The 24,577-nt window shown below is 62.5% G+C and carries 23 protein-coding genes and 2 tRNA genes; 15 read left to right on the top strand and 10 right to left on the bottom strand.

From position 1 onward, the window contains the following. Positions 1-47: 47 nt before the first annotated feature. Positions 48-476 carry a cupin domain-containing protein gene (locus V3587_RS22720; protein ID WP_228401110.1) on the top strand — a complete coding sequence of 143 codons (429 nt, stop codon included), beginning with the start codon at positions 48-50 and terminating at the stop codon, positions 474-476. A 4-nt stretch (positions 477-480) separates the two neighbouring features. Here the strand turns inward: V3587_RS22720 and V3587_RS22715 are convergent, their stop codons facing one another. After that, entirely contained in the window at positions 481-888 is a 408-nt protein-coding gene (locus V3587_RS22715) for a globin (RefSeq protein WP_003944464.1), read from the bottom strand. 182 nt (positions 889-1,070) lie between these two features. Between V3587_RS22715 and V3587_RS22710 the strand changes: the two genes are divergently transcribed. The 3 genes from V3587_RS22710 to V3587_RS22700 all read left to right on the top strand — a co-directional run bounded on the left by V3587_RS22710 (position 1,071) and on the right by V3587_RS22700 (position 2,645). After that, positions 1,071-1,769 carry an HNH endonuclease gene (locus tag V3587_RS22710; protein WP_003944465.1) on the top strand — a complete coding sequence of 233 codons (699 nt, stop codon included), beginning with the start codon at positions 1,071-1,073 and terminating at the stop codon, positions 1,767-1,769. A 146-nt stretch (positions 1,770-1,915) separates the two neighbouring features. After that, complete coding sequence (gene ctaJ / locus V3587_RS22705) at positions 1,916-2,179, top strand: aa3-type cytochrome oxidase subunit CtaJ (protein WP_007730943.1); 264 nt, start codon at positions 1,916-1,918, stop codon at positions 2,177-2,179. Then, complete coding sequence (locus V3587_RS22700) at positions 2,166-2,645, top strand: DUF5130 domain-containing protein (RefSeq protein WP_165638867.1); 480 nt, start codon at positions 2,166-2,168, stop codon at positions 2,643-2,645. The genes ctaJ and V3587_RS22700 overlap by 14 nt, the downstream gene beginning before the upstream one ends. Before the next feature lie 71 nt (positions 2,646-2,716). Here V3587_RS22700 and pepN read toward each other — a convergent pair whose 3' ends face one another. Beyond that, positions 2,717-5,296 (bottom strand): aminopeptidase N, encoded by a 2,580-nt coding sequence (pepN, locus tag V3587_RS22695; protein WP_231783489.1) that lies wholly within the window; start codon positions 5,294-5,296, stop codon positions 2,717-2,719. A gap of 65 nt (positions 5,297-5,361) precedes the next feature. After that, on the bottom strand, positions 5,362-6,597 hold the full coding sequence (locus V3587_RS22690; RefSeq protein WP_231783488.1) for an NAD(P)/FAD-dependent oxidoreductase: 1,236 nt from the start codon (positions 6,595-6,597) through the stop codon (positions 5,362-5,364). Between the two features lie 166 nt (positions 6,598-6,763). Between V3587_RS22690 and V3587_RS22685 the strand changes: the two genes are divergently transcribed. After that, positions 6,764-7,387 carry a DsbA family oxidoreductase gene (locus V3587_RS22685; RefSeq protein WP_007730951.1) on the top strand — a complete coding sequence of 208 codons (624 nt, stop codon included), beginning with the start codon at positions 6,764-6,766 and terminating at the stop codon, positions 7,385-7,387. Here the strand turns inward: V3587_RS22685 and V3587_RS22680 are convergent. Further along, complete coding sequence (locus V3587_RS22680; protein ID WP_228232720.1) at positions 7,375-8,211, bottom strand: M48 family metallopeptidase; 837 nt, start codon at positions 8,209-8,211, stop codon at positions 7,375-7,377. The two genes, V3587_RS22685 and V3587_RS22680, sit on opposite strands and share 13 nt — an antisense overlap. A gap of 142 nt (positions 8,212-8,353) precedes the next feature. Between V3587_RS22680 and V3587_RS22675 the strand changes: the two genes are divergently transcribed. Both V3587_RS22675 and V3587_RS22670 read left to right on the top strand, forming a co-directional pair. Beyond that, positions 8,354-8,827 carry a ribose-5-phosphate isomerase gene (locus tag V3587_RS22675; protein ID WP_003944571.1) on the top strand — a complete coding sequence of 158 codons (474 nt, stop codon included), beginning with the start codon at positions 8,354-8,356 and terminating at the stop codon, positions 8,825-8,827. 15 nt (positions 8,828-8,842) lie between these two features. Beyond that, complete coding sequence (locus V3587_RS22670) at positions 8,843-9,640, top strand: Fpg/Nei family DNA glycosylase (RefSeq protein WP_003944531.1); 798 nt, start codon at positions 8,843-8,845, stop codon at positions 9,638-9,640. On the opposite strand, the gene V3587_RS22665 is transcribed toward V3587_RS22670, so the two are convergent. After that, entirely contained in the window at positions 9,637-10,413 is a 777-nt protein-coding gene (locus V3587_RS22665; protein ID WP_047270838.1) for a hypothetical protein, read from the bottom strand. The genes V3587_RS22670 and V3587_RS22665 overlap by 4 nt on opposite strands. Before the next feature lie 192 nt (positions 10,414-10,605). Continuing rightward, positions 10,606-10,679 (bottom strand) — tRNA-Gly (locus tag V3587_RS22660). 408 nt (positions 10,680-11,087) lie between these two features. Between V3587_RS22660 and V3587_RS22655 the strand changes: the two genes are divergently transcribed. The 5 genes from V3587_RS22655 (at position 11,088) to clpX (ending at position 15,778) form a co-directional block, all read left to right on the top strand. Further along, positions 11,088-11,161: transfer RNA gene (locus V3587_RS22655), tRNA-Pro, on the top strand. A 115-nt stretch (positions 11,162-11,276) separates the two neighbouring features. Beyond that, positions 11,277-12,650, top strand: coding sequence for a trigger factor (tig, locus tag V3587_RS22650; RefSeq protein WP_007730958.1), 1,374 nt, complete (start codon positions 11,277-11,279; stop codon positions 12,648-12,650). A 216-nt stretch (positions 12,651-12,866) separates the two neighbouring features. Next, a complete protein-coding gene (locus V3587_RS22645) occupies positions 12,867-13,454 on the top strand; it encodes an ATP-dependent Clp protease proteolytic subunit (protein ID WP_007730960.1) in 588 nt (195 codons plus the stop codon). Between the two features lie 48 nt (positions 13,455-13,502). Further along, positions 13,503-14,165, top strand: coding sequence for an ATP-dependent Clp protease proteolytic subunit (locus tag V3587_RS22640; protein WP_003944539.1), 663 nt, complete (start codon positions 13,503-13,505; stop codon positions 14,163-14,165). 332 nt (positions 14,166-14,497) lie between these two features. Then, on the top strand, positions 14,498-15,778 hold the full coding sequence (gene clpX, locus V3587_RS22635) for an ATP-dependent Clp protease ATP-binding subunit ClpX (protein WP_003944582.1): 1,281 nt from the start codon (positions 14,498-14,500) through the stop codon (positions 15,776-15,778). Positions 15,779-15,895: 117 nt separating this feature from the next. On the opposite strand, the gene V3587_RS22630 is transcribed toward clpX, so the two are convergent. The 3 genes from V3587_RS22630 to V3587_RS22620 all read right to left on the bottom strand — a co-directional run bounded on the left by V3587_RS22630 (position 15,896) and on the right by V3587_RS22620 (position 20,392). Continuing rightward, on the bottom strand, positions 15,896-17,233 hold the full coding sequence (locus tag V3587_RS22630; protein ID WP_042450291.1) for an MFS transporter: 1,338 nt from the start codon (positions 17,231-17,233) through the stop codon (positions 15,896-15,898). 190 nt (positions 17,234-17,423) lie between these two features. Next, positions 17,424-19,646 (bottom strand): glycoside hydrolase family 3 C-terminal domain-containing protein, encoded by a 2,223-nt coding sequence (locus V3587_RS22625; protein ID WP_283377255.1) that lies wholly within the window; start codon positions 19,644-19,646, stop codon positions 17,424-17,426. 71 nt (positions 19,647-19,717) lie between these two features. Continuing rightward, the gene (locus tag V3587_RS22620; protein WP_007730968.1) at positions 19,718-20,392 is read right to left on the bottom strand and encodes a TetR family transcriptional regulator; all 675 of its coding nucleotides are present in this window, start codon (positions 20,390-20,392) and stop codon (positions 19,718-19,720) included. 127 nt (positions 20,393-20,519) lie between these two features. Between V3587_RS22620 and aroQ the strand changes: the two genes are divergently transcribed. The 3 genes from aroQ to V3587_RS22605 are packed head-to-tail and all read left to right on the top strand — an operon-like array spanning position 20,520 to position 23,757. Beyond that, complete coding sequence (gene aroQ / locus V3587_RS22615) at positions 20,520-20,969, top strand: type II 3-dehydroquinate dehydratase (RefSeq protein ID WP_054187688.1); 450 nt, start codon at positions 20,520-20,522, stop codon at positions 20,967-20,969. Beyond that, on the top strand, positions 20,969-21,847 hold the full coding sequence (locus tag V3587_RS22610) for a shikimate dehydrogenase (protein WP_054187687.1): 879 nt from the start codon (positions 20,969-20,971) through the stop codon (positions 21,845-21,847). The genes aroQ and V3587_RS22610 overlap by 1 nt, the downstream gene beginning before the upstream one ends. Continuing rightward, complete coding sequence (locus V3587_RS22605) at positions 21,844-23,757, top strand: sugar phosphate isomerase/epimerase and 4-hydroxyphenylpyruvate domain-containing protein (RefSeq protein ID WP_283377254.1); 1,914 nt, start codon at positions 21,844-21,846, stop codon at positions 23,755-23,757. Before V3587_RS22610 ends, V3587_RS22605 begins: the two co-directional genes overlap by 4 nt. Here the strand turns inward: V3587_RS22605 and fdhD are convergent. Next, positions 23,708-24,577, bottom strand: a complete 870-nt coding sequence (gene fdhD, locus V3587_RS22600; protein WP_165638862.1) for a formate dehydrogenase accessory sulfurtransferase FdhD — start codon at positions 24,575-24,577, stop codon at positions 23,708-23,710. The two genes, V3587_RS22605 and fdhD, sit on opposite strands and share 50 nt — an antisense overlap.

Below are 24,577 nucleotides of genomic sequence, written 5' to 3'. Positions count from 1 at the left end.
ACTGCCGGGGGAGAAGTATTCGGGAATTCAACCAAGGGGGCTTGGCCTTGACTTTGTCGGCAATCGAAGCGGTCAGTTTGGATCATGTACTGCTCGAAGATGATCCGATCAACCGCGACTGGATAATCTTCGGCACACCGGTTGCACGGTCGGCGCAATGGTCGGCGAGTAAAGACGGGACCACGACTACACACGTCTGGGATTGCACGAAGGGGCGCTTCCGCTGGTACTTCCACGCGGACGAAATCGTGCACATCATCGAAGGGTCGGTCACCGTTCAGGCCGACGGAATCGCCGAGCGAACCCTGAGTGTCGGCGATGCCGCACTCTTCCGTGCGGGCAGTTGGTCGGAGTGGGAGGTCGAAGAGTACGTGCGCAAGCATGCAATCTTGAGTTCGCCCCTGCATCCCACGGTGTCGTTCGGGGTACGAGCAGTCCGCCGGGTCGCGCGCGTGTTCAGGCCGAAGGCTAGGTAGACGGTCAGATAGCGGAGTTCACCATGGACGCGGCAGCCATCTCCATGTAGTCGATCAACTGCTTGCGGTGCACCGGGCTCAGAGTCTTCTCGTCGATGGACGCGATGGCGACGTGCATGCACCGCAGCCACGCATCACGCTCGATCGGGCCGATCACGAATGGATTGTGGCGCATCCGCAGACGCGGGTGTCCACGCTCCTCCGAGTACGTGTGCGGTCCGCCCCAGTACTGCTCGAGGAACATCCGCATCCGCCGCTCGGCCGGGCCGAGATCGGCCTCGGGGTAGAGCGGGCGCACAACCTCGTCCTTCGCGACCTCTTCGTAAAATCGCGCGGTGAGCTTGTGAAACGTCTCGGCTCCGCCGACGGCGTCGTAGAAGGTCTGCTGCACGTCGTGCTGTACGTCATTCATGGCAAGTTCCATTGTGCCTGACGGCCGTAGTGGTCGGTTTCCGGGTCGACGACGGTTGTATCGAGTCGGAGTGCGTACCCATTCACCGGAAATTCACCGGCCGTCCTGGCAATTTTGTTCGAAATGGGAGTGCGTAACGCGATCATCCGTGGTCAACTTGGGGGCAGTCTCCCGGAGGTCGTATGAAGAACCGACATGCTGCACGCAATCACCGACAACTCCAGCCCACTAGCGCGCGGAACGACCACGCGTTAGGGGCTGTTCTGGAAGTTGTTCCTGACGGGTTCGCGCACACTGCCGACCCACTCTTTTCCGACGAGCATTCTCACCTCGAGATGTTCCCTCCCGATCGCGTAGTCCCCGAGTGGGTGAAACGTCGGGTGCTACTGCTCAACGTCACGTACGAACCGCTGACCGCCCTTCCTGCCAGGCGCGCGGTCGTACTGATGGCCTGCGGCAAGGCCGATACCGTCCACGAGGACGAACAGGGCCCGGTAGTCCATTCCGCGGACTGGTCGGTGCAGGTTCCCTCGGTCATTCGATTGCGCACCTACGTGCGCGTTCCGTATCGCGCCCGCATCCCCATGACTCGTGCCGCGCTGATGCATCGTGACCACTTCCGATGTGCGTACTGCGGAGCCAAAGCCGAAACCATCGACCACGTCGTTCCTCGCAGCAGAGGTGGCGGGCATTCGTGGGAGAACTGCGTCGCGTGCTGTGCCCCCTGCAATCACCGCAAGGCCGACAAGATGCTCAGCGAACTCGGATGGACCCTCCGTGCGGAATTGGTCCCGCCGTCCGGACCTCACTGGCGTCTGCTCGCGGCGACCAAGGAATTGCATCCGGCGTGGATGCCGTATCTCGGCGTGGGCGCAGCCTGAGCTATGTGTCGGCGTGGGCGCAGCCTGAGCAATGTGTCGGCGTGGGCGCAGCCTGAATTGAGTTCTAGCGTCACCGAAACGAAATTGCCCGAGAATTTGTGGCCCTGACGCTTTCCTTCCTGGCGTTCTGGGCTACGTTATCTGGTGTGAGCATTCTCGAGGTAGTACTGATATACGTTGGGATTCCGGCCTTGATCACCGCGTTCTTCGCGGCTGCGTCCTTCCTCGGGAAGAAGACGCCGGGACCGGTTCCGCCGGCGTTCCATCTCGGTGAGTCGTGGGATCACGCTCCCGTGCTGTGGAGTGCTGTCGACGAGGTCACCGTTCGCGGTGGCCATCACGGCAGTGCACACGCAATCGAAGCCGGTTCGGCTGATCTGATCGGAGGGTCCGCAAGTGGCAAGTGGTGATCATTCGACCGCGCTCGCAGTAGCGCCCGAGGACCTGCCCGTCGGCAGCGTCGTCACGTCCAGTGGACGCGTATCCGGTGTGCATCGCATCGGCGAGCCGTTCACCGACGATCTTCCGTTCGAGACCATGGATCTGGTCGCGCTCGACGTCGCGATGACCGAAGCGACGCGGGCCACCAAGGTGCGGTTCAACGCGTACGTCGGTGATCTCGGTTCTGATCCGGCAGCGGGTGCCGACGCATTGTTCCCGACCACGCCCGAAGCCGAGCGTTCCGTCCTGATCGCCGTTTCGCCCAACCAGCGCACCGTCGAGGTTCGCAGCGGTCGGGTAATCGCCGATCGGGTCACCGATCGTGTTACCCAGCTCGGAGCAACGGCAGCTGTTGCATCCTTCAGTGAAGGCAACCTGATCGACGGACTGATCAGTGCCATCCGCGTTATGGCAGCCGCAATTTCAGCGCCGTAACTGTTTGTCAGACACAGGCCGGTGCCCGCGTCGATTCGTGAGAATCGACGCGGGCACCGGCCTTTCGCATGTCAGCTCGCGTCGAACTTTCGTGCTGCGAGTGAACGAACCACGCCGGCCTGGCCTTCGACGACCAGGCGACGCAACGCGGGAGGGATGTCGCCTTCGAGGAACCGGTCTGCTGCCGCTACGGATTCGTCCGAGATCGACCACGACGGGTACAGCCCGATGACGACCGTCTGTGCCACTTCGCTGGAGCGTCGTTCCCACACCGCCGCGATATCGGCGAAGTAGCGGGAGACGAAGGGCTCGAGCAATTCGTCCTGGCCTTCGCGAGCGAACCCGCCGATGATCGATCGCGCGGTGATGTTGGGCACGGAGTCGTCGCCGACGACCTTTGCCCAGACCTCTTCCTTGACAGCGACCTGCGGACGTCCGGCCGCGGCCGCCGCGGCTTGACGAGCGCCCGCAGCGGTCGGGTCACGCTGAGCTTCGGCGTCGATGAATGGAGTTGCGGTTGCTTCGGCGTCGATCTCACCGGCGGCCGCGAGTGCCCCGACGATGCGCCAGCGCAGGTCCGTGTCGACGATCAGGCCGTCGAGCCCAACGGTGGAGGGATCGGCGTCGAGCAATTCGCGCAGTACCTCGGTGTGCCACGGGGAGAGTGCTGCGCCGGTGAGTGCGTTGACGAATGCCAGCTGGTGGTCGGACCCGGCCTCTGCCTCACGTGCGAGTTCGAGCAACCGATTGGCGAAGCTCGCCGCGCCTTCGGCCTCGGCCCAGGCCGGATCTGCGTAGGAGCCGATGGCGGTTTGGGCTTGGAGCAAGAGACGTTGCACCACACCGACTTCGGTCTCCGAACTGATGCCGCGCTCGACCAGCGCGACGAAGTCGCGTGCCTTCAGTTCGGCTTGACGGGTCATTTCCCACGCCGCCGACCAGACCAGGGTGCGGGGGAGTGAGTCGGTGATGTCGCCGACCCGCTCGATCGCCGTCGCCAACGATTCGGGATCGAGTCGCACGGAGCCGTAGGTGAGATCGTCGTCGTTGACCAACACGAGTGCACCGCGGGCGACGCCGACAAGTTCGGGGACATCCGTGCTTTCCACAGCATCGAGGTCGAGTTCGACGCGATGGCTTCGTACCAACTTGCCGTCGACGTCGTCGTAGATTCCGATGGCGATCCGGTGGATTCGACGCTCCCCGGCGCCTGGTGCAGCACCGTCCTGCAGGACGGCGAAGCGGGTGAACTTTCCGTCTGCGTCGACATCGAAGTCGGGGCGCAGGATGTTCAAACCGGTGGTCTTGAGCCACTGCCGACCCCAGTCGGAAAGGTCACGGCCCGAGGACTTTTCGAGTGAGCCCAGCAGATCGTCGAATGTTGCGTTTCCGAATGCGTGCTCACGGAAGTACTCACGCAGTCCGGCGAGGAACGGCTCGAGTCCGACGTATGCCACCAACTGCTTGAGGACGCTGGCGCCCTTCGCGTAGGTGATGCCGTCGAAGTTCACCTCGACGGCGGCCAGGTCCGGAATGTCCGCGGCAATCGGGTGCGTCGACGGCAACTGGTCCTGGCGGTACGCCCACGACTTCTCGACGTTGGCGAACGTCGTCCAGGCGTTCGCGTACTCCGTGGCCTCGGTCTGGCACAGGACCGAAGCGAAGGTCGCGAACGACTCGTTGAGCCACAGGTCGTCCCACCACGCCATCGTGACGAGGTCGCCGAACCACATGTGCGCCATTTCGTGCAGGACCGTTTCGGCACGACGCTCGTACGAGTAGCGGGTCACCTTGGAGCGGAAGACGTAGTCCTCGAGGAATGTCACGGCGCCGGCATTCTCCATCGCGCCGGCATTGAATTCGGGGACGAAGAGCTGGTCGTACTTACCGAAGGCATAGGGAACACCGAAGTTGCGGTGGTAGAAGTCGAATCCCTGCTTGGTCTCGGTGAAGAGCCGCTCCTCGTCCATGAACTCGGCCAGTGAAGCGCGGCAGAAGATTCCGAGCGGGATGTCGCCGTGCTCGTCGGAGTAGTTGTCGGTCCACTGCGCGTAGGGACCGGCGATGAGCGCCACCAGGTACGTGCTCATCTTCGGGGTGGTCCGGAAAACGTGCTTGCCGGGATCGGCGGCGAGGGTCTCGACGACCGCGGAGTTGGAGATGACCTTCCAAGACGTGGGAGCGGTGACGCGGACGTCGAACGTGGCCTTGAGATCAGGCTGATCGAAGCACGCGAACATGCGCTTGGCGTCAGCCGTCTCGAACTGTGAGTAAAGGTAGACGGCGTCATCGGTCGGGTCGACGAATCGGTGCAGCCCCTCGCCGGTGTGGGAGTAGATGCAATCGGCCTCGATGACCAACTCGTTGTCGGCAGCGAGGTCGGGCAGGCTGATGCCAGTCGACTCGTCGTAGCCGGAGACGTCGAGCGCGGTGCCGTTGAGGACCGCGGAATGGACTCTGGCCGCGACGATGTCGATGAAGCTGCTTGCTCCGGCCGTGGCGGTGAACGTGACGGTGGTCTTCGAGGAGAACGTCTCCTCGCCGGGTGCGTCTTTGCCGTCGGTGAGATCGAGTTCGATCAGGTAGTTCTCGACGGTCAGGATTGCTGACCGTTGCGCTGCGGTTTCGCGTGTCAGGTTCGGTGCGACCACAAAGATCTCCTCGTAGATGGTGCGGATCTATTACGTCCATCCCATCACGAAGAGAACGACTTCACTCAAGCGGACACTTCTGCCAGCGGAATCTCCGGATCGGCCAACCGCTCCGGATCGACGGGACGCGAAGACGCGACCAATTCCTTGATGGCGTCACCGGCATCCCAGATGTTCACGTTCATGCCGGCGAGCACCTTGTTCGCGGAATCGAGCCAGAATGCCAGGAACTCGCGCTTGTCGACGTCGCCGCGAGTGACGACACGGGAGTAGCCGTCGTGCGGTGCGTGACCTACGTATTCCATTCCGAGGTCGTACTGATCGGTGAAGAAATACGGCATGCGGACGTACTCGGCGGGCCGTCCCAACATGGTCTCTGCGGCCGTCTCGGGTTGGTTGAGTGCGTTTGCCCAGTGCTCCACCCGAATTCGTGCATTCAGAATCGGATGCTGTGCGGCCGCGATGTCACCCACTGCGACCACGTCGGGGTCGCTGCTCTGCAGACCGGCGTCGACGAGAACCCCGTTGTCGACGTCGATACCCGCCTCCGATGCCAACTCGGTGTTCGGCAATGCGCCGACAGCGATCAACACGGCGTCGGCCGGAATCACGGTTCCATCGCTCAATGTGACGCCCGAGGCGTGACCGCCGTCGACAGAGATTGCGGTGACGTCCGTGCCGGTGCGTAAGTCCACCCCGTTCTGGCGGTGCAGCGCGGCGAAGACCTCACCCATTTCCGGGCCGAGGGTCGATTCGAGCGGAAGGCCGGCATGTTCGAGCACGGTGACCTCGACGTCGAAACCGCGAGCCGACGCGGCAATTTCGAGGCCGATCCAGCCGGCACCGACCACGACGAGCTTCTTGTCGGCGGCCAGGGTGCGCAGCAGCGCGGCGGCCTGATCGACTGTTCGCACGTAGTGAACACCCTCGGCGTCGGACCCCGGGATGTCGAGGCGCCGCGACCGCGAACCGGTGGCCAAGGCGAGCTTGTCGTAGCTGATCGTTGAACCGTCCGGAAGTGACACGGTGTGCGCAGCGGGGTCGATGGCCGTTGCCGTCGTTCCCGGGCGAAGATCGACGCGATGGTCGCGAAACCACTCGCCGTCGTGGACGGTGAATTCGGGGAGTGTCTTCTTGCCTGCGAAGAACTCTTTCGACAGCGGCGGACGCTCGTACGGGAGGTGGTCTTCTTCACTCAATACGGTGATCTCACCGTCGAAATCTCTGTCACGCAGGGCTTCTGCGATCTTTGCGCCCGCGAGCCCGCCGCCGACGATCACGAATCTCCGGTTGGTGCTCATTACTGAACCACTCCTTCGTACTCGTTTCTTTTCGACACTACTGCGATCGGGAGGTGGTTCGGGGGAAAGCGCGGGAAGGATTGCGGGTTCATGATTGTTGGCAGAACGGGAGTATGTCCCCGAACTGATATGACCTGACCGACATGAACTGATAGGGAGTTTCTTCGTGAGCGCAACCTCGAGCAAGACCACGGACACTGCTGACTTCTGGTTCGATCCGCTCTGCCCGTGGTGCTGGATCACCTCACGCTGGATTCTCGAGGCCCAGCAGGTACGCGACATCGAGGCCAAGTTCCACGTGATGAGCCTTGCGGTTCTCAACGAGGGCCGTGACCTTCCCGACGAGTACCGGGAGATGATGACCAAGGCCTGGGGCCCGGTCCGTGTCGCCATCGCTGCAGCGCAGCTGAAGGGCGACGATATCCTGCTGCCGCTGTACACGGCGATGGGGACGAAGATTCACAACGAGGGAAACAAGGACTTCGCCGACGTCATCAAGTCGTCCCTTGCCGAGGTCGGCCTGCCACCTGAACTGGCCGAGGCCGCCGACACCGACAAGTACGACGAGGCTCTGCGCGAGAGCCACCACAAGGGCATGGACGCCGTCGGACCCGACGTCGGAACCCCGACGATCCATGTCAACGGTGTGGCGTTCTTCGGCCCCGTGCTCTCACGCATCCCGCGCGGCGAGGACGCAGGCAAGGTGTGGGACGGCGCAGTCGCGCTGGCCGGCTACCCCCACTTCTTCGAGCTCAAGCGGACCCGCAACGAGGATCCTCAGTTCGACTGAGCGGCAGTGAGCGCCGGATTTCGGTAGAGCTGACCCGGCCGGAAGAACAGATGCCCTGAGTGCGTGCGGTTGCGAAGCGCAGCCGCACGCCAGGTCAGCACCGGATGCGACGACAAGATGTTGACGAACCACGGGAAGAACCCGGATTCGAGTGTCGCCCGATCGGCCAGTTCGTCGAACCCGACCAGACCCACCAGATACTTTCCCGCGCCTAGGACGCCCATCGCGCCCGGTGCACCCTGCGGACGCATGTGAAAGCCGAAGTTGTCCGCCGTGTACTCCATGGAACGCGACAGCGAAGACCCGATCACCGGAATGTAGTTCGACGCGAACTGTCCCCACTGGCGCCAGTACGACGCATGCCCGGCAGCGATGTGGCCGACCTCGTGGCCGATGATGAATGCGAGCGCATCGGGCTCGCGTGCCTGCCCACCGACTTCGAACAGGTCGCTGTAGACGACGACGAAACGGCGAAATCCGTGCCCCGACGCGAACGCGTTGATCCGTCCGTTCCCCAGCACGACGTAGGCATCCGGCGGAGTTTTCATGCCGAATCGTGCCGCAGCCTCGGCAACCAGCTGATACCCCTCCGGAAACTGTGAAGGCGTCATCTTGATTCCGTTGACCTGTTGCGATCCGTACAGCTGACCTCGCGCGAGGAACAGCAGGATCGGAGCCGCGAGCACCACGAGGATCCACGTCGACAGATCACCCGCAGCGATCAGAACGATCGCCACCACATAAGTGACGACCGTCGTCAGTACCGCGAGCACGAGTAGCGGGATTTCCCACGGGTGGCGAACGGCGTCACTGCCCGGTGACATACGAAGGGCGGGTGCAGCGGCCTGGCCGTTGACGGGGTACATGGGCACCACGATAGGTGTGCTCGCGCGGCGATGCGTGTTCCTGAAAGTGTGACGTCGACCCGGGTGCGCCCGGCTGGTCGGGCCTGAGAGAATTGTCGCCATGCGCGTATACCTGGGTGCCGACCATGCCGGATTCGAACGTAAGAACGAGATCATCGAACACCTGAAAGCGAACGGCCACGAGGCCATCGACTGTGGTGCTCACGAGTACGACGCCGTGGACGACTACCCGGCTTTCTGCATCGAAGCCGCAAAGCGCGTCGTCGCCGACGAGGGCAGCCTGGGAATCGTCCTGGGTGGCAGTGGCAACGGCGAGCAGATCGCAGCGAACAAAGTTCCCGGCGCACGGTGCGCCCTCGCTTGGAGCGTCGAAACGGCGAAGCTGGCACGTGAGCACAACAACGCTCAGCTGATCGGCATCGGCGGACGTATGCATTCCCTCGAGGAATCGCTTGCCATCGTCGACGCTTTCCTCGCCACCGCATGGTCGGGTGAAGAGCGCCACCAGCGTCGTATCGACATCCTGTCCGAGTACGAGAAGACCGGCGTCGCACCGGCTCTGCCGCAAGCCTGATCCGAAAGTTGTTCCGTGCCTGAAGGTCATACCCTGCACCGGCTGGCACGGTTGCATGCCCGCAAGTTCGTCGGTTCACCGGTCCGCGTCCTCAGTCCGCAAGGCAGATTCGCCGAGGACGCGCGCCTGGTGGACGGACACGTACTCACGTCCTCGGATGCCTGGGGAAAGCACCTCTGGCACACGTACGACAACGGTCTGACAGTTCACGTACACCTCGGGTTGTACGGAAAGTTCACCGACGCCGCCCTGCCGATGGAAGAACCGGTAGGTCAGGTCCGGATGCGTATGGTCGGTGCCGATTTCGGCACCGACCTTCGTGGTCCCACCGCCTGCGAAGTCCTGCTACCTCCTCAGGTCGCCGCGATCGAGGCCAGACTCGGGCCGGACCCACTGCGCCGCGACGCGGATCCAGAGAAGGCCTGGTTGCGAATCTCCAAGTCCAAGACGGCAATCGGCGCCCTGCTGATGGACCAGGCGGTCCTGGCGGGTGTCGGCAACGTCTATCGCGCCGAACTTCTCTTTCGTCACGGAATCAACCCTGAACGACCGGGGAATCTCGTCTCTCACGGCGAGTGGACCGCCATGTGGGCAGACCTAGTCGAATTGATGAAAGTCGGCGTCAGACGGGGGAAGATGCACGTCGTTCGCGCCGAGCACGACAACGGAGATCCGGCGTACGCGAAGGATCGTCCGCGTACCTATGTCTACAGAAGAGCAGGATCGCCGTGCCGCGTGTGCGGCACACCGATCCTGCATTCCGTCATGAAGGCACGAAACCTGTTCTGGTGCCCGGTCTGTCAGTCGGCTTAGAAGTCGAAGCCGCCGAAGTCCCCGCCGCCCCCGAAATCCATTCCGCCTCCGTCGCCACCAGACCAGTCGCTTCCGCCGTCAGCGGTGTAGTCCGTGTTGTCGATACTTCCTTGGTCGGCGCCGGGATCACCGGCGTCCATACCCTGATCTCCCGAGTCACCGGAGCCTGTGTCGGCGCCGGGATCGCCACCCTGGGCGAAAGCCTCTGCGCCGTAAGGAACCCCGGCCATGCCGGAGAACATGGTCGAGAACAGCATCATCGAACCCAGACCCCAGGCGCCGGCGACGAGTGCAGGCTTCCACCAGGGTTCGGAGTACCAGCCGGCCGGGACCGGGCGTCCGGCGACTCGGCCACCGGGGTAGTAGTTGGGTGTGTGCGACGACGGATTGGGTGATGCGGCGACCTTGCGGCCCTCGAATTCGACCTCACGGTCTTCGGTGACCGAACCGGCAGCCTTCTGTCCGTCGATGGAAGGAACTTCCGGTCCCGGATCCATGCCCATCGCCACCCGTGCCGCGCGGATGTAGTAAAGCCCTTCCAGTGCAGTCTGTTTCGCGAGACGTGCTTGGACCGGCGTTGCGGCCTGATCGATCTGCGAGCCTGCGGCGTTGTACCGTTCGGCCGCGTCGGCGAGGGCTTGGCGCGACGCGTCGTCACTGCCGGTCAGGTTGTAGACCTGACCGCCGAGGCGTTCGATCGACTGCCGGGCATCGGCTTTCGCATCGTCGAGTTGTGTTGCGCTGTGGCCGGAACCGCGTTGCTGGCTTTTCATGACCAGGAATACGACTACGGCCAGAACGACGAGTATGAGAAGAATCGTGGTCACGTGGCCTCCCGAGCAGAATCGATCCGGACAACTCCAGGATACGGACCGCAGGGGAGTGGTCTGAGTGGACAAAGTCGGAATACAAAAAATCCGCACCGGCTGGGCCGATGCGGATCTTTTGTGGAGTTTCCCTCCTGATGGAGGGGATGACGGGAATCGAACCCGCGTGATCAGTTTGGAAGACTGAGGCTCTACCATTGAGCTACATCCCCGTGCATACGACAACTCGGGATCGCCGTGTTCGTCGTCTGCGATACGAAACTGTACCCAATGCCCCACCGGATTTCATAATCGGGGGGTCGGAGAAGTTCGAGACCGTCGTTCACCTGGGGAATTGGCGAATTGCTCGGCGAGTCGGGGTGTCTCGGCCGCAGGCGCGGCTTCTGATTCCGGCTCTGAATGGCAGTTGAGGCAAGGCTGTATGTGGCTCCCGTATGTGGCTGCCGTCGGATGACATACTGACGGGGTCGACAGCCGGGCCGTGTACAAATGGCGGTCGGGTTCGTGAGAGAGTAGTGAGCGCGATAGGGTTGTGCGCGGTCACCGATGGTGGCTGCCTTTGTGGCCCGCTGTCTTAGCGGCCTCGGATGGCCGTATCGTGTGTTTCATGTGATCGGAAACGGGATGTAGCGCAGCTTGGTAGCGCATCCGCTTTGGGAGCGGAGGGTCGCAGGTTCAAATCCTGTCATCCCGACAAGTACGTACATGGCACTTCACCTCCAGTAAGTCCGGGAGTGAAGTGCCGCGCCAGACAGCAGTACCGATTCAACACAAGTTGTGAGCAAGACCAGACGAAGGAGCGAAGTTTCGTGAAGAGCACCGTCGAGCAGCTCAGCCCGACGCGAGTCCGTATCAACGTTGAGGTGCCCTTCGCGGAACTCAAGTCTGATTTCGACAAGGCCTACAAGGCCCTCGCGCAGCAGATTCGTCTCCCCGGCTTCCGTCCCGGCAAGGCTCCGGCCCGCCTCCTCGAAGCGCGTGTCGGTCGCGGCGCTGTGCTCGAGCAGGTCGTCAACGACGCTCTGCCGTCGCGTTACTCCGAGGCTGTCACCAGCGCCGGCGTGAAGGCCATCGGCCAGCCCGAGATCGAGGTCACCAAGATCGAAGACGGCGAGCTCCTCGAGTTCACCGCCGAGGTCGACGTGCGCCCGGAGATCGAGCTCCCTGACTTCAGCTCCATCAACGTCGAGGTCGATCCGATCGAGATCACCGACGAAGCCATCGAAGAGCAGCTGCTTTCGCTGCGTCAGCGTTTCGGCACCCTCACCGGCGTCGACCGCGCAGTCGAGGACGGCGACTTCGTCTCCATCGATCTGTCGGCCACCGTCGACGGCGAGAACGTTGCCGAGGCAACCGCGAGCGGACTGTCGCACGAGGTCGGTTCGGGCCAGCTCATCGAGGGCCTCGACGAAGCCATCATCGGCCTCAAGGCGGGGGAGTCCAAGGACTTCACGTCGACGCTGGTCGCCGGCGAGTACGCAGGCAAGGAAGCTGTTGTCACCGTGACCGTGCAGACGGTCAAGGAGCGCGAGCTTCCGGCTGAGGACGACGAGTTCGCTCAGCTCGCCAGCGAGTTCGACACCCTGGAAGAACTGAAGGCTGACCTCCGTGAGCGCGTCGCACGCGTCCGCAAGGTCGAGCAGGCCGGTCAGATCCGCGACAAGGTTCTCGAGCAGCTGCTCGAGACCGTCGAGGTTCCGCTGCCGGAGGCCGTCGTCAAGGCTGAGGTCGACGCTGCTCTGCACGACGCCGTTCACGGTCTCGATCACGACGAAGAGGCACTGAACAAGCTCCTCGAAGAGCAGGGCAGCAGCCGCGAAGAGTTCGACAAGGATGCACAGGAAGCCGCTGAGCGCTCCGTCAAGACGCAGCTCTTGCTCGACTCGATTGCCGATGCGGGCAACGTCACCGTCGGTCAGGACGAGCTCACCGAGCGCATCCTGTTCCAGGCGCAGCGTTACGGCATGGCTCCTGAGCAGTTCATCCAGCAGATCCAGCAGGCCAACCAGCTCGGCGCCGTCTTCGCAGACGTCCGTCGTGGCAAGGCTCTCGCGTCCGTCGTCGAGTCGGCCGGTGTCAAGGACACCTCCGGCGCAGTTGTCGACACCGCAGAGCTGTTCGGCAGCAGTGAGGCCGAAACCGAAGCGGACGAGTCTGATTCCGCCGAGAGCGAAGACAAGTAAAAACGCAGGCGGACGGGTGTTTTCACCACGATCGACTGCACTGAGTTTTCCGCTTTGAGCGAAGTAGGGCGGCACCGGGACTCCGGTGCCGCCCTACTTCGTTACTGTCTGTGTCAGTAGAAGTGTTTCGCATAGACGATCCACCGCACAAGTAGATCCACATAGAAGGCAGGTACCGTGACTTCCAATCACCTGGAGACTTTGCAGAGTCCCGCCATGACTTCAGCGACCGCTGGGTTGAACCTCAGCGACTCGGTGTACGAGCGCTTGCTGCGAGAGCGCATCATTTTCCTCGGTACCCAGGTCGACGACGACATCGCCAACAAGCTGTGCGCACAGATCCTGCTGCTCTCGGCCGAGGACCCGACGCGAGACATCTCGCTCTACATCAACTCGCCCGGTGGATCCGTGACCGCAGGTATGGCGATCTTCGACACGATGCAGTTCGCCGAGTGCGACATCGCCACCTTCGGCATGGGCCTTGCGGCGTCGATGGGTCAGTTCCTGCTCTCGGCAGGCACCAAGGGCAAGCGCTACGCACTGCCTCACGCCCGCATCATGATGCACCAGCCGTCCGCCGGCATCGGTGGTTCCGCCAGTGACATCGCGATCATGGCCGAGCAGTTCAAGCACACCAAGCGCGAAATGGCCGAGCTGATTGCTCAGCACACCGGCCAGACGGTCGAGCAGATCACCGCGGACTCCGATCGTGACCGTTGGTTCACGGCGAAGGAAGCTCTCGAGTACGGCTTCGTCGACCACGTCGTCTCCCGTGCGAATCAGGCCGGCGGCACCGGCAACTGAGCCGGTTCGCCCGTCCTTTCGCTGCCCAATTCATACTTTGGAGAACTGATGACCAATCTTTTCGGAGCTAACTCGCTGGGCGGCCAGGCGCCGTCGGGCCCCCAATCGCGTTACATCCTGCCCCAGTTCACGGAGCAGACCAGCTACGGCGTCAAGACGTCCGACCCGTACAACAAGCTGTTCGAGGAGCGCATCATCTTCCTCGGCTCGCAGGTCGACGACGTGTCCGCCAACGACCTCATGGCGCAGTTGCTGGTTCTCGAATCGCAGGATCCGGACCGCGACATCACGATGTACATCAACTCGCCCGGTGGTTCTTTCACCGCGCTGATGGCGATCTACGACACGATGCAGTACGTCCGTGCCGACATTTCCACCGTCTGCCTCGGTCAGGCTGCTTCGGCAGCTGCCGTGCTTCTGGCCGGCGGTACGCCGGGCAAGCGCTTCGCGCTCCCCAACTCGCGCATTCTGATCCACCAGCCGGCTACGGGCGGCATCCAGGGTCAGGTTTCCGATCTGGAGATCCAGGCTGCGGAGATCGAGCGTATGCGTCGGCTCATGGAGAGCACGCTGTCGCTGCACACGGGTAAGGATCCGGAGACCATCCGCGTCGACACCGATCGCGACAAGATCCTCACGGCCGAGCAGGCCAAGGAGTACGGCATCATCGACGACGTGCTGGCTTACCGGAAGCTCAGCGCACAGAAGTAGTCGATTTCCGCCTCGTGTCGAGGATCTGTTACCCGATTCCCGACACGAGGCGGACACGTCGAGAAGTGCCTGGTGGAGCGCTTGCCAGGCTGAAATCTCGACTCTTTTCTTTTTTATCCGCAGACGAAACGCCGAGAACAGGTCGACCCCGTTCGGGATCTGCGGGTACCGTCACTTCACGGGCTGGTTCTCGACCGGCGTTCTGCGATTGTTCGACCAGATTTGTTCGATCAGTTTGTCTGATCTGACAACTACCGAAGTACTGCGGAGCGTCTCGACCGATCGAGTGGCGGCGAGTGCACGTACATGATGGAAAGTAGGGACCTCACGAGATGGCACGCATCGGCGACGGCGGGGATCTGCTCAAGTGCTCTTTCTGCGGTAAGAGTCAGAAGCAGGTCAAAAAGCTCATTGCAGGACCCGGGGTGTACATCTGCGACGAGTGCATCGACCTCTGCAACGAGATCATCGAAGAGGAATTGGCCGAATCGAGCGAGGTCAAGCTCGACGAGCTTCCCAAGCCTGCGGAGATCCGAGAATTCCTCGAGAACTACGTCATCGGTCAGGACTCCGCCAAGCGGACGTTGGCCGTGGCCGTCTACAACCACTACAAGCGCATTCAGGCCGGCGACAAGGGCCGTGACGCGCGGGGTGAGACGGTTGAGCTCGCGAAATCCAACATCTTGATGCTCGGCCCCACCGGCTGTGGCAAGACGTATCTCGCTCAGACTCTCGCGAAGATGCTCAACGTCCCGTTCGCCATCGCTGACGCGACGGCGTTGACCGAGGCCGGTTACGTCGGTGAGGACGTCGAGAACATTCTGCTCAAACTGATTCAGGCTGCCGACTACGACGTCAAGCGCGCCGAGACCGGAATCATCTACATCGACGAGGTCGACAAGATCGCCCGTAAGAGCGAGAACCCGTCGATCACGCGTGACGTCTCCGGCGAAGGCGTTCAGCAGGCGTTGCTGAAGATCCTCGAAGGTACGCAGGCGAGCGTCCCGCCGCAGGGTGGCCGTAAGCATCCGCACCAGGAATTCATTCAGATCGACACCACGAACGTGCTGTTCATCGTCGCGGGCGCTTTCGCAGGTCTCGAGCGGATCGTCTCCGATCGTGTCGGCAAGCGCGGTATCGGTTTCGGCGCCGAGGTTCGGTCGAAGGCCGAACTGGATACGGTCGATCGTTTCGCCGAGGTCATGCCGGAGGATTTGATCAAGTTCGGTCTGATTCCCGAGTTCATCGGCCGTTTGCCGATGATCGCGTCGGTGACCAACCTCGACAAGGAATCGCTCGTTCAGATCTTGTCGGAGCCCAAGAACGCTCTCGTCAAGCAGTACCGTCGCCTGTTCGACATGGACGGCGTCGAGCTCGAGTTCACCGAAGAAGCGCTCGACGCTATCGCCGATCAGGCGATCTTGCGTGGAACCGGCGCTCGTGGCCTGCGCGCCATCATGGAAGAGGTTCTTCTTCCCGTGATGTACGACATTCCCAGCCGTGACGACGTCGAAAAGGTGGTCGTCACCGCGGAGACCGTCAACGACAACGTACTTCCGACCATCGTTCCGCGTAAGCCGGAACGTGGCGAGCGTCGCGACAAGACGGCGTAGAACTTCAAAACGACTGTGGCCCGGTATCTCTCGCGAGATGCCGGGCCACAGTGGTTCGTGCAACACAGTGGTTCGTGCAACACAGTGGTTCGTGCAGGATGTCTGTCGGGTATTCGGCTAGATCGGGTTGCCGAGTTCCTTGAGGGGAGTGCGGAACGTCTCCTTGGCGGTGAACGCCGAGAGCGCGCAGATGACGCAGGCCACCGAAGTCAGAATGGCAACGGGCATCCAGTGTGTCTTGTCGCCGCCCATGAGGGCGTTGCCGATGGCGGGGGCAAAGCCTGCGAGGGCGAAGCCGACCTGGGTGCCGATCGCAATGCCCGAGTAGCGGACCTTGGTGTTGAACATCTCGGAGTAGAACGACGGCCAGATGGCATTCGGGGCAGCGTAGAAGACGGACATCAATCCGATTGCGGCGAGGAAGATCAGGGGAACGTTGCCGCTGGCGATTGCGCCGAAGTACACGTAGATGAACACCGCGCTACCGAGGGCGCCACCGATGAACAGCGGCCTGCGACCGATCCGGTCGGAGAGCATCGCCCAGGCGGGCTGACTGAGCAGGGCTACGGCGTTGGCTGCGATGGCAACCCAGAGCATGGTCGACTTCGGAATCCCCACTTCTTCGGTGGTGGCGAAAGCGAGACCGAAGACGGAGAAGATGGTCGAGACGACGGCGATGAAAGCGCAGCAGATCACGCGAATCAGATTTGCGCTGTGGGTGCGAAGAAGATCGGCAACAGGCAATTTGGCGACGGTCTTGGATTCCTGCTGCTCGGTGAACTCTTCGGGCTCTTCGAGCTTGAGACGCATGATGTATGCCGCGACCAGAACGATCAGGCTGCCCCAGAACGGGATTCGCCAGCCCCACGTGTAGAGGATGTCGTCGGGGAGCGCGGCGATGGGCAGGAATACGAGGCTGGCGAGGATGAAGCCGGCCTGGGTGCCGTTGAGGGTCCAACTGCAGAAGAACGCGCGTCGGCCTTCGGGGGCGTGTTCGAGCGTCAGTGAGCTGGCACCGCTCTGTTCACCGGCAGCGGAGATGCCCTGGGCGATTCTCATCAGGACGAGAAGGATCGGTGCAAGAACTCCGATCGAATCGGCGCTGGGAATACATCCGATGAGGAAGGTGGCTGCGCCCATCAGAATGAGCGTGAGCAGCATGATCTTCTTGCGGCCGACGCGGTCACCGAAATGGCCGAGGACTACAGCGCCGAGGGGACGCGCGACGTACGCGACACCGAAGGTGGCCAGCGAAAGTAGAGCCGCATGCCCGCTGTCCGGGAAGAACACCGTGGGGAAGATGAGCGCAGCGGCGGAGGCGTAGATGTAGAAGTCGTAGTACTCGAGCATGCTGCCGAGAAACGACGACGTTGCGGCGCGCTTGACCTTGGTCGTGTCCGGCCTTGCCAAGGATCCCGCCTCGGGCCCGGACGGTGTAACCGTGCTAGCTGACATGCTCATCTCCTGGGTGGAAGCGTCGTGGAGGCTCTACATCCGCCGATTGTGTTCGTATAAAGAACGTCTGTGCGGAGAGCGATACAAGGAATGTAACCGACGCCACAGCAACTACACAAGATTATTAACCAAATAGTTCATAAAAATCTACTGGCGGTCACGCTGCTCGTCGAAACCGCAGTTCAGAGAGTTAGGAGGCCGGCTGTGCTGCGGCCGCCACCAACTGCTCCACCTGTTCCTCGGTGATCCCGAGGCCGAAGGTGGCGAGTTTTCCGAGCGGCATCGAGCCTGCGAGTGCCATCATCTCGGGGCTGACCGCCTGTGCACCGTCGCCCGCTGCGGCAGCCATGGCGGCGCCGAGAACTGCGCTGCCGACGGGATGGGCGAGCCATTCGCCGATGGTCGACATGGCGTCGAGCGTGCCGACGCCGACGTTCCCGGCCAGGGTGATCGTGTCGGTGGTTGCGATGTCCCGAGACGAGAAGCCGACGCGGATCTCGTAGTCGCCGGCCTCGATCGCCCAGTCCTTTTCCGTGACAGACCAATAGGCAAATGCCCTGCTGTCGAGCGTGATGGTCACAGTCGCGGATTCGTCGGGGTCGAGGTGGACCTTGGCAAAGCCTTTCAATTCCTGCGCGGGTCGATCGATGCTTGCCGAGGCGTCGTGGACGTAGACCTGAACGACGCTGCTGCCCGATCGGTCGCCGCTGTTGCGCACGGTGACGGTCACTTCGGCGGAGTTCTCACCGGCCTCGACGGAGGTATCGGTGATGTCGAAGGTGGTGTAGCTCAGCCCGAACCCGAACGGGTACGCCACTTCGCGCAGCGCGGAGTCGTAGTAGCGGTATCCCACGTACAGGCCTTCGCCGTAGCGGACGTGCTGCTGTGATCCCGGGAAATGCAGATACGACGGATTGTCTTGGAGGCGAGGCGGAATGGTCTCCGTCAGGCGGCCGGACGGATTCGTGAGGCCGAACAGAAGATCGGCAATCGCCGAGCCGCCCGCCTGGCCGAGTAGCCAGCCCTCGAGGATTGCGGCGGCATGATCCTTCCAAGGCTCGATCGAAACCACACCGCCGTTGGCGAGCACGACGACCGTGTTCGGGTTCGCGCCGTGGACCGCTTCCAGCAGGGCGATCTGGTCAGCCGGCAGTTCGATGTCGGTTCGGTCGAATCCTTCGGATTCCGTGGCGGACGGTAGTCCGAGGAACAGCACCGCGACGTCGGCGCGGCGTGCGGCGTCGACAGCCTCGGTGACCATGTCGTCGTCCGGAGTGCCGTCGAAGGTGAAGCCCGGTGCGAAAGTGACGCGGTCGGCGCCTTCGAGGTCGAGTATCGCGTCCAAGGCATTGTCGAGCTTGGTTGGAACCACCTGCGAACTGCCGGCCCCCTGGTACCGCGGGCTGCACGCGAATTCGCCGATCACCGCGACGGTTTGCCCGCCGGGGGTCAGCGGCAGCAGTTCTCCGTCGTTCGCCAGCAATACAGCGGACTCCGCTGCAGCGGTCCGCGCCAGTTCGTGGTGACGCTCGACGTCGTACGTGTGGCCCTCGGTGCGCGCGGCGGCGGTGCGTGCCACCAGCGTCGCCAGGCGCTCGGCGGCAGTGGTGAGCACTGATTCGTCCAGGTCGCCGCCGCGCACGGCGTCGACGATCTGGGTATCGGTTCCGGTCGGCGGCATTTCCAGGTCGAGGCCCGCGGCGAGTGCCGCCACGCGGTCGTTGACCGCTCCCCAGTCCGAAACGACGAGGCCGTCGAAGCCCCACTGTTCGCGGAGTACCTCGGTGAGCAGCCAATGGTTCTGGCTCGAGTACACACCGTTGATCTTGTTGTACGAGCACATGACCGTCGTCGGGGCCGCGGTCTTGACGGCGTATTCGAAGCCGGCCAGATAGATCTCGCGCAGCGTCCGTTCGTCGACGTCGGCACTGACTCTCATCCGGTCGTGTTCTTGGTTGTTGACAGCGAAGTGCTTGAGCGAGGTTCCGACGCCGCGAGACTGGATGCCGGTGATCAGCGCTGCCGCGACGCGGCCGGAGAGGAATGGGTCCTCGGAGACGTATTCGAAATTCCTGCCACACAAGGGTGATCGTTTGATGTTGATGCCTGGGCCGAGGAGGACCGAGACCTGTTCGGCTTTGGCTTCGTCGCCCAGAGCCTCACCGACCTGGCGGATGAGGTCGAGGTTCCACGACGAGCCCAACCCGACCGCCGGTGGGAAACATGTCGCTGGAATGCTGTGGCCGAGTCCGAGTGCGTCGCCGCCCTCGGGCTGTTTCCGGACTCCGTGCGGACCGTCGGTCAGGAGTATCGATTCGATTCCGGCAACGGACTGGCTGTGCCAGAAATCCGAGCCGGACGTCAACGACGCGTTCTCCTCGAGTGAAAGCCCGTCTACGTAATTCTCGGTCACGTCATTCCTCCCGGTGGCAGCTGTGAGTTCCACTCACCACCGTAGGGGGATTTTTCGGACTTCGGGGTGGGTCAGGACGGCGCCTTCGAGGTCAGGAAGGCAACAACCATGTCGCCGAGCATGGTTCGAAGATGCTCACGATGCGTCGAGTCGGTCAGGTCGCGGTCGAAGAGCGCTTTGAAGGTGTAACGATTGGCGATACGAAAGACGCAGTAACTGCTGATCAACATGTGAATATCGAGAGCATCTACGTCGGAGCGGAATGCTCCCGACTGCTGTCCGTCGTGGAGGATCTGCGAGACCAGGTCGGCGGCGGGGGCGCCGAGACCGCTGAGTAGCTCGGATTTCTCGATGTGCTCACCGCGGAGCATGTTCTCGTTGGCTACCAGCCGAATGAAGTTCGGGTGTTGTTCGTGGTGGTCGAAGGTGAGTTCGGCCAAGGCGCGGACTGCTGCCGTGGGTTTCAATCCCTCGAGGTCGAGTTCACGTTCCTGCGCACGAATGACGCTGTACGCGTGTTCGAGGACGGACTTGTACAGCCCTTCCTTGTCGGTGAAGTAGTAGTAGATCATGCGCTTGGTGGTGTGAGTCTTGGTTGCGATCTCGTCCACTCGGGCGCCGGCAAAGCCTTTGTCGGCAAACTCCTCGGTGGCGACGGCGATGATGTTCACCCTGGTCAGATCGCTGTTTCGGCGTCGTTTCTCCGGCTTCGACACCACGGAGTTCACTGACTGCTCGGAAACCATGTGCTCACTCTATCTGTCAGCAGTTTGTCGACTTTGCTTGTCGAGTCCGCGTCGGGGGAGTAACGTCCAGTGAACTAACTCACTAGTTCGTACATTAGTTTCGAGCGTCAACCCCGAGGTGCCCCTGATGACTTCATCTCTACCGATTCTGGTCCTCAACGGGCCCAACTTGAATTTGTTGGGCCAGCGCCAACCGGAGTTCTACGGGAGAGACACGCTGGACGACGTAGTTTCCCGCTGTGAAGCGGCGGCCGCGAAGTTCGGAGCGGTGGTCGAGGCAAGGCAGTCGAACCACGAGGGCCAACTGATCGATTGGATCCACGAGGCCAGGGGAAACGTTGCGGGCATCGTCATCAATCCCGGTGGGTACTCGCATACCTCCGTTGCGTTGCGTGACGCTCTGGTCACACTCGATGCCCCCGTCGTGGAGGTGCACATCAGCAACATCCACAGTCGCGAAGAATTCCGTCACCACTCGTATGTCTCCGGCATCGCCGACGCCGTCATCTGTGGATTGGGAATCGACGGATACAGCGCCGCAGTCGAATTCGTCTGCATCCGAGAAGGGAAGAACTGATGAGCGATTCGATGCTCTGCGGTCTGATCGGCACCGGAATCGGAGCCTCTTTGACTCCGATCATGCACGAGGAAGAAGGGCGCAGACAGGGTCTTCCGTACGTCTACCGCATCCTCGATCTCGACGTGATGGGCATGGCGCCGTCGGACATCGGTGAACTTCTCACCTATGCACGACGTTTCGGGTTCCGCGGCCTCAACATCACTCACCCGTGCAAGCAGTTGGTGATCGAGCACCTCGACGAGCTCTCGCCCGATGCGAGCCGGCTCGGCGCGGTGAACACGGTCCTCTTCGACTCCGGCAAGGCGATCGGACACAACACCGATTGGTCGGGCTTCGGCCGAAATTTCGACGACGGACTTCCCGGAGCACAGCTCGATCGTGTCGTGCAGCTCGGTGCCGGCGGAGCCGGTGCGGCGGTTGCCTATGCCGCGCTCACCCGTGGCGTCGGGACACTGACGTTGGTCGATTCGAGCCTGCCTCGCGCGCAGGAACTTGCACAAACCTTCGCGCAGCAGTTTCCGGCGCAGGTTGTCGAGGCGCGGCATACGAGCGACCTCGCCGAAGTGCTCGGCAAGGCAAACGGATTGATCCACGCGACGCCGATGGGAATGGCGGCTCATCCCGGAATGGCGTTCTCGCCAGATCTGCTTCGCCCTGATCTGTGGGTGGCCGAAATCGTCTACCGTCCACTCGAAACCGAACTGTTGCGTCAGGCAAGGTTGATCGGAGCCCCGACGCTCAGCGGAGGCGGAATGACTGTCTTCCAGGCCGTCGACGCGTTCCGGATCTTCACGGGCATCGAGCCCGACAGTAAGCGCATGCTCGCGCACATGACGGAACTTGTACACGGCGAACAGACTGCGGCAGCGCTGTGAGTGCCCCGGTCCGGACGTCGATCGCGACGGTATCGCTCAGTGGCACTCTCGAGGAGAAGCTCGACGCCATCGCTGCTGCCGGCTTCGACGGCTTCGAGGTGTTCGAGCCGGATTTTGTTGCTTCGCCGTGGTCCCCGAAGGAATTACGAACGAGGGCTGCGGATCTGGGCTTGACCCTCGATCTGTATCAGCCGTTCCGTGACTTCGACACGGTGGACGAGGCCCAATTTGCTCGGAATCTTGTTCGAGTGCAACGCAAATTCGAGCTCATGGATCAACTGGGGTGCGAGACGCTCCTGGTGTGCTCCTCGCCCCTGCAGACCGCAAGTCACGATGACGGTCAGTTGACAGAGCAATTCGGAGCTCTCGCCGAACTGGCGTCCGAGCACGGCAAGAAGGTTGCCTATGAGGCGCTCGCGTGGGGTGCCCACGTCAACACGTACGGCCATGCGTGGCAGATCGTCGAGGGCGTCGACCATCCTTCGCTCGGTACCTGTCTGGACAGCTTTCACATCCTCTCGCGCGGTGACGATCCCGCCAGAATTCGCGAGATTCCCGGCGAGAAGATCTTCTTCCTCCAGTTGGCGGACGCTCCGTTCTTGGCGATGGACATCCTCCAGTGGAGCCGGCATCACCGAAACTTCCCGGGGCAGGGCAGCTTCGATCTCAATGCGTTCGCTCAGCATGTCTACGCCACCGGTTACGACGGACCGTGGTCGCTCGAGATCTTCAACGACGTATTCCGCCGCGCCGACACCCAGCGGACGGCAATCGACGCTCATCGGTCGCTCCTGCATCTGGAAGAACAGGTCGCCGCCGCGAACCCTGCCGCCGGTGGACCCACGCTGTTCACCGCCCCGGAGCGCACACCGCTCGAAGGAATCGTGTCTCTGCGAATCGCGGCGGGTCCGGCGAAACAGGACCAGGTGCACTCGATGCTCTCCCGCGTCGGTTTTCATCTGGTCGGACGGCACCACGATCACGATTTGCAGTTGTGGCGGCACGGACCGCTCACCGTTGCCGTGGATGCGACTGCGGGCACGGTGTGGACGGCGCCCGGGCTGCCTGCGGATCTACCGGTTCTCACTCAGATCGGCATCCGGGCAACCGAACCCGAGGTGTGGGGAGAGCGCGCTCTGGCTCTCGAAGTGCCGGCGACGCGCGTGCAGTTGCCGGGGTCGAGCGACGAGAACTCCGAGGTACCGGACGTCGTACGCCTGAAGGTCACCGATGCGACATCGATCGACCTTCGTGGCCCCGGCAGCGCTGCAGCGTGGGAATCGGCATTCGAGATCTACCCGCTGCCCGCCGAGCGCAATCGTGAACAGGGCGCAGTGTTCACCGGGATCGACCACGTGGCACTGGCGGTTCCGGCCGAGAGCTGGGACGGCATCATGCTGCTCCTACGGTCCGTGTTCGAGATGCAACCACACGAGGGGCAGGACGTCACCGATTCTGTCGGCCTCATGCGAAGCCAGGCGCTCACGCTCGTTCAAGGCGGTGACGGACATACCCTGCGCATCTCGCTGAACATGGTGGAGGGAAGTCGAAGTGGGCTGCCGACGGTCCGTCGCGGCGGCGTCAGCCACGTCGCCTTCGCGTGTGAGAACATCTTCGGTGCCGCTGCGTCCATGCAGGACTGGGGATTTGCTCCGCTACCCATTTCCCCGAACTACTACGACGATCTGGACGCGCGTTTCGGACTGAATCCGGAACTGCTCGACCGGATGCGCAGCACCGGAATTCTTTACGACGCGGACGCTCACGGCGAGTTCTTCCACCTGTTCACCCCGACCGTCGGGGGAGACCTGTTCTTCGAGGTCGTGCAGCGGGTGGGTGGATACGAGGGCTACGGGGAAGTCAACTCCGCTGTGCGACTGTCGGCTCAGTTGCGTGCGAGTTCGACGTGACCTCGACTCGGTGCGGGTGCGAGTAGATATTCATCGAATCGCCGCGGATGAAACCGGCGAGAGTCAGCCCGGACTCCTGCGCTAGTTCCACTGCCAGCGACGACGGCGCGGAGACAGCACCGAGGATCGGAATGCCGGCCATGACGGCCTTCTGGACGAGTTCGAACGACGCCCGCCCGCTGACGATCAAGATCGTGTCGTAGAGGGGCACTCGGCCGTCGGTGATGGCCCAACCGATCACCTTGTCGACGGCGTTGTGACGGCCAACATCCTCGCGCAGTGCAAGGAGTTCGCCGGTGGCGGTGAACAATCCGGCCGCGTGCAGGCCACCGGTGCGCTCGAAGATCCGTTGGCTCTCCCGCAGTGTGACCGGCATGGCCGACAGGATGGTCGAGGTGACGGAAGTCGTGTCACCGACCAGCGGATGTCGCGTCGTGGTTCGGACGGCGTCGAGCGAGGTCTTGCCGCACACTCCGCACGCGGAACTGACGACGGTGTTGCGGTCGGTGGTGTGGTCGGGCAACGGCACTCCGGGAGCGAGAGCGATGTCGAGGACGTTGTACGTGTTCGCACCGGATTCGTCGACGCCGTCGCAGTAGCGGACGACGCTCACGTCGTCGCGGGTGGCGATGACACCTTCGCTGAGAAGGAATCCGTGCACGAGATCGACGTCGTTGCCGGGGGTCCGCATCGTCACTGCCAGCACCTGACCGCCAACTCTCATTTCGAGTGGTTCCTCGACGGCCAGCGTGTCGGGGCGCGTGACGACCCGATCACCCGAGATTCGAACGACCGGTGTTCGTGCGGTGACTCGTCCCAT

The sequence above is a fragment of the Rhodococcus sp. IEGM 1306 genome, assembly GCF_036541985.1.
GTDB lineage: Bacteria > Actinomycetota > Actinomycetes > Mycobacteriales > Mycobacteriaceae > Rhodococcus_F > Rhodococcus_F qingshengii.
The sequence above is the reverse complement of the archived record's forward strand: the minus strand, read 5'-3'. Positions and strand labels throughout refer to the sequence as shown.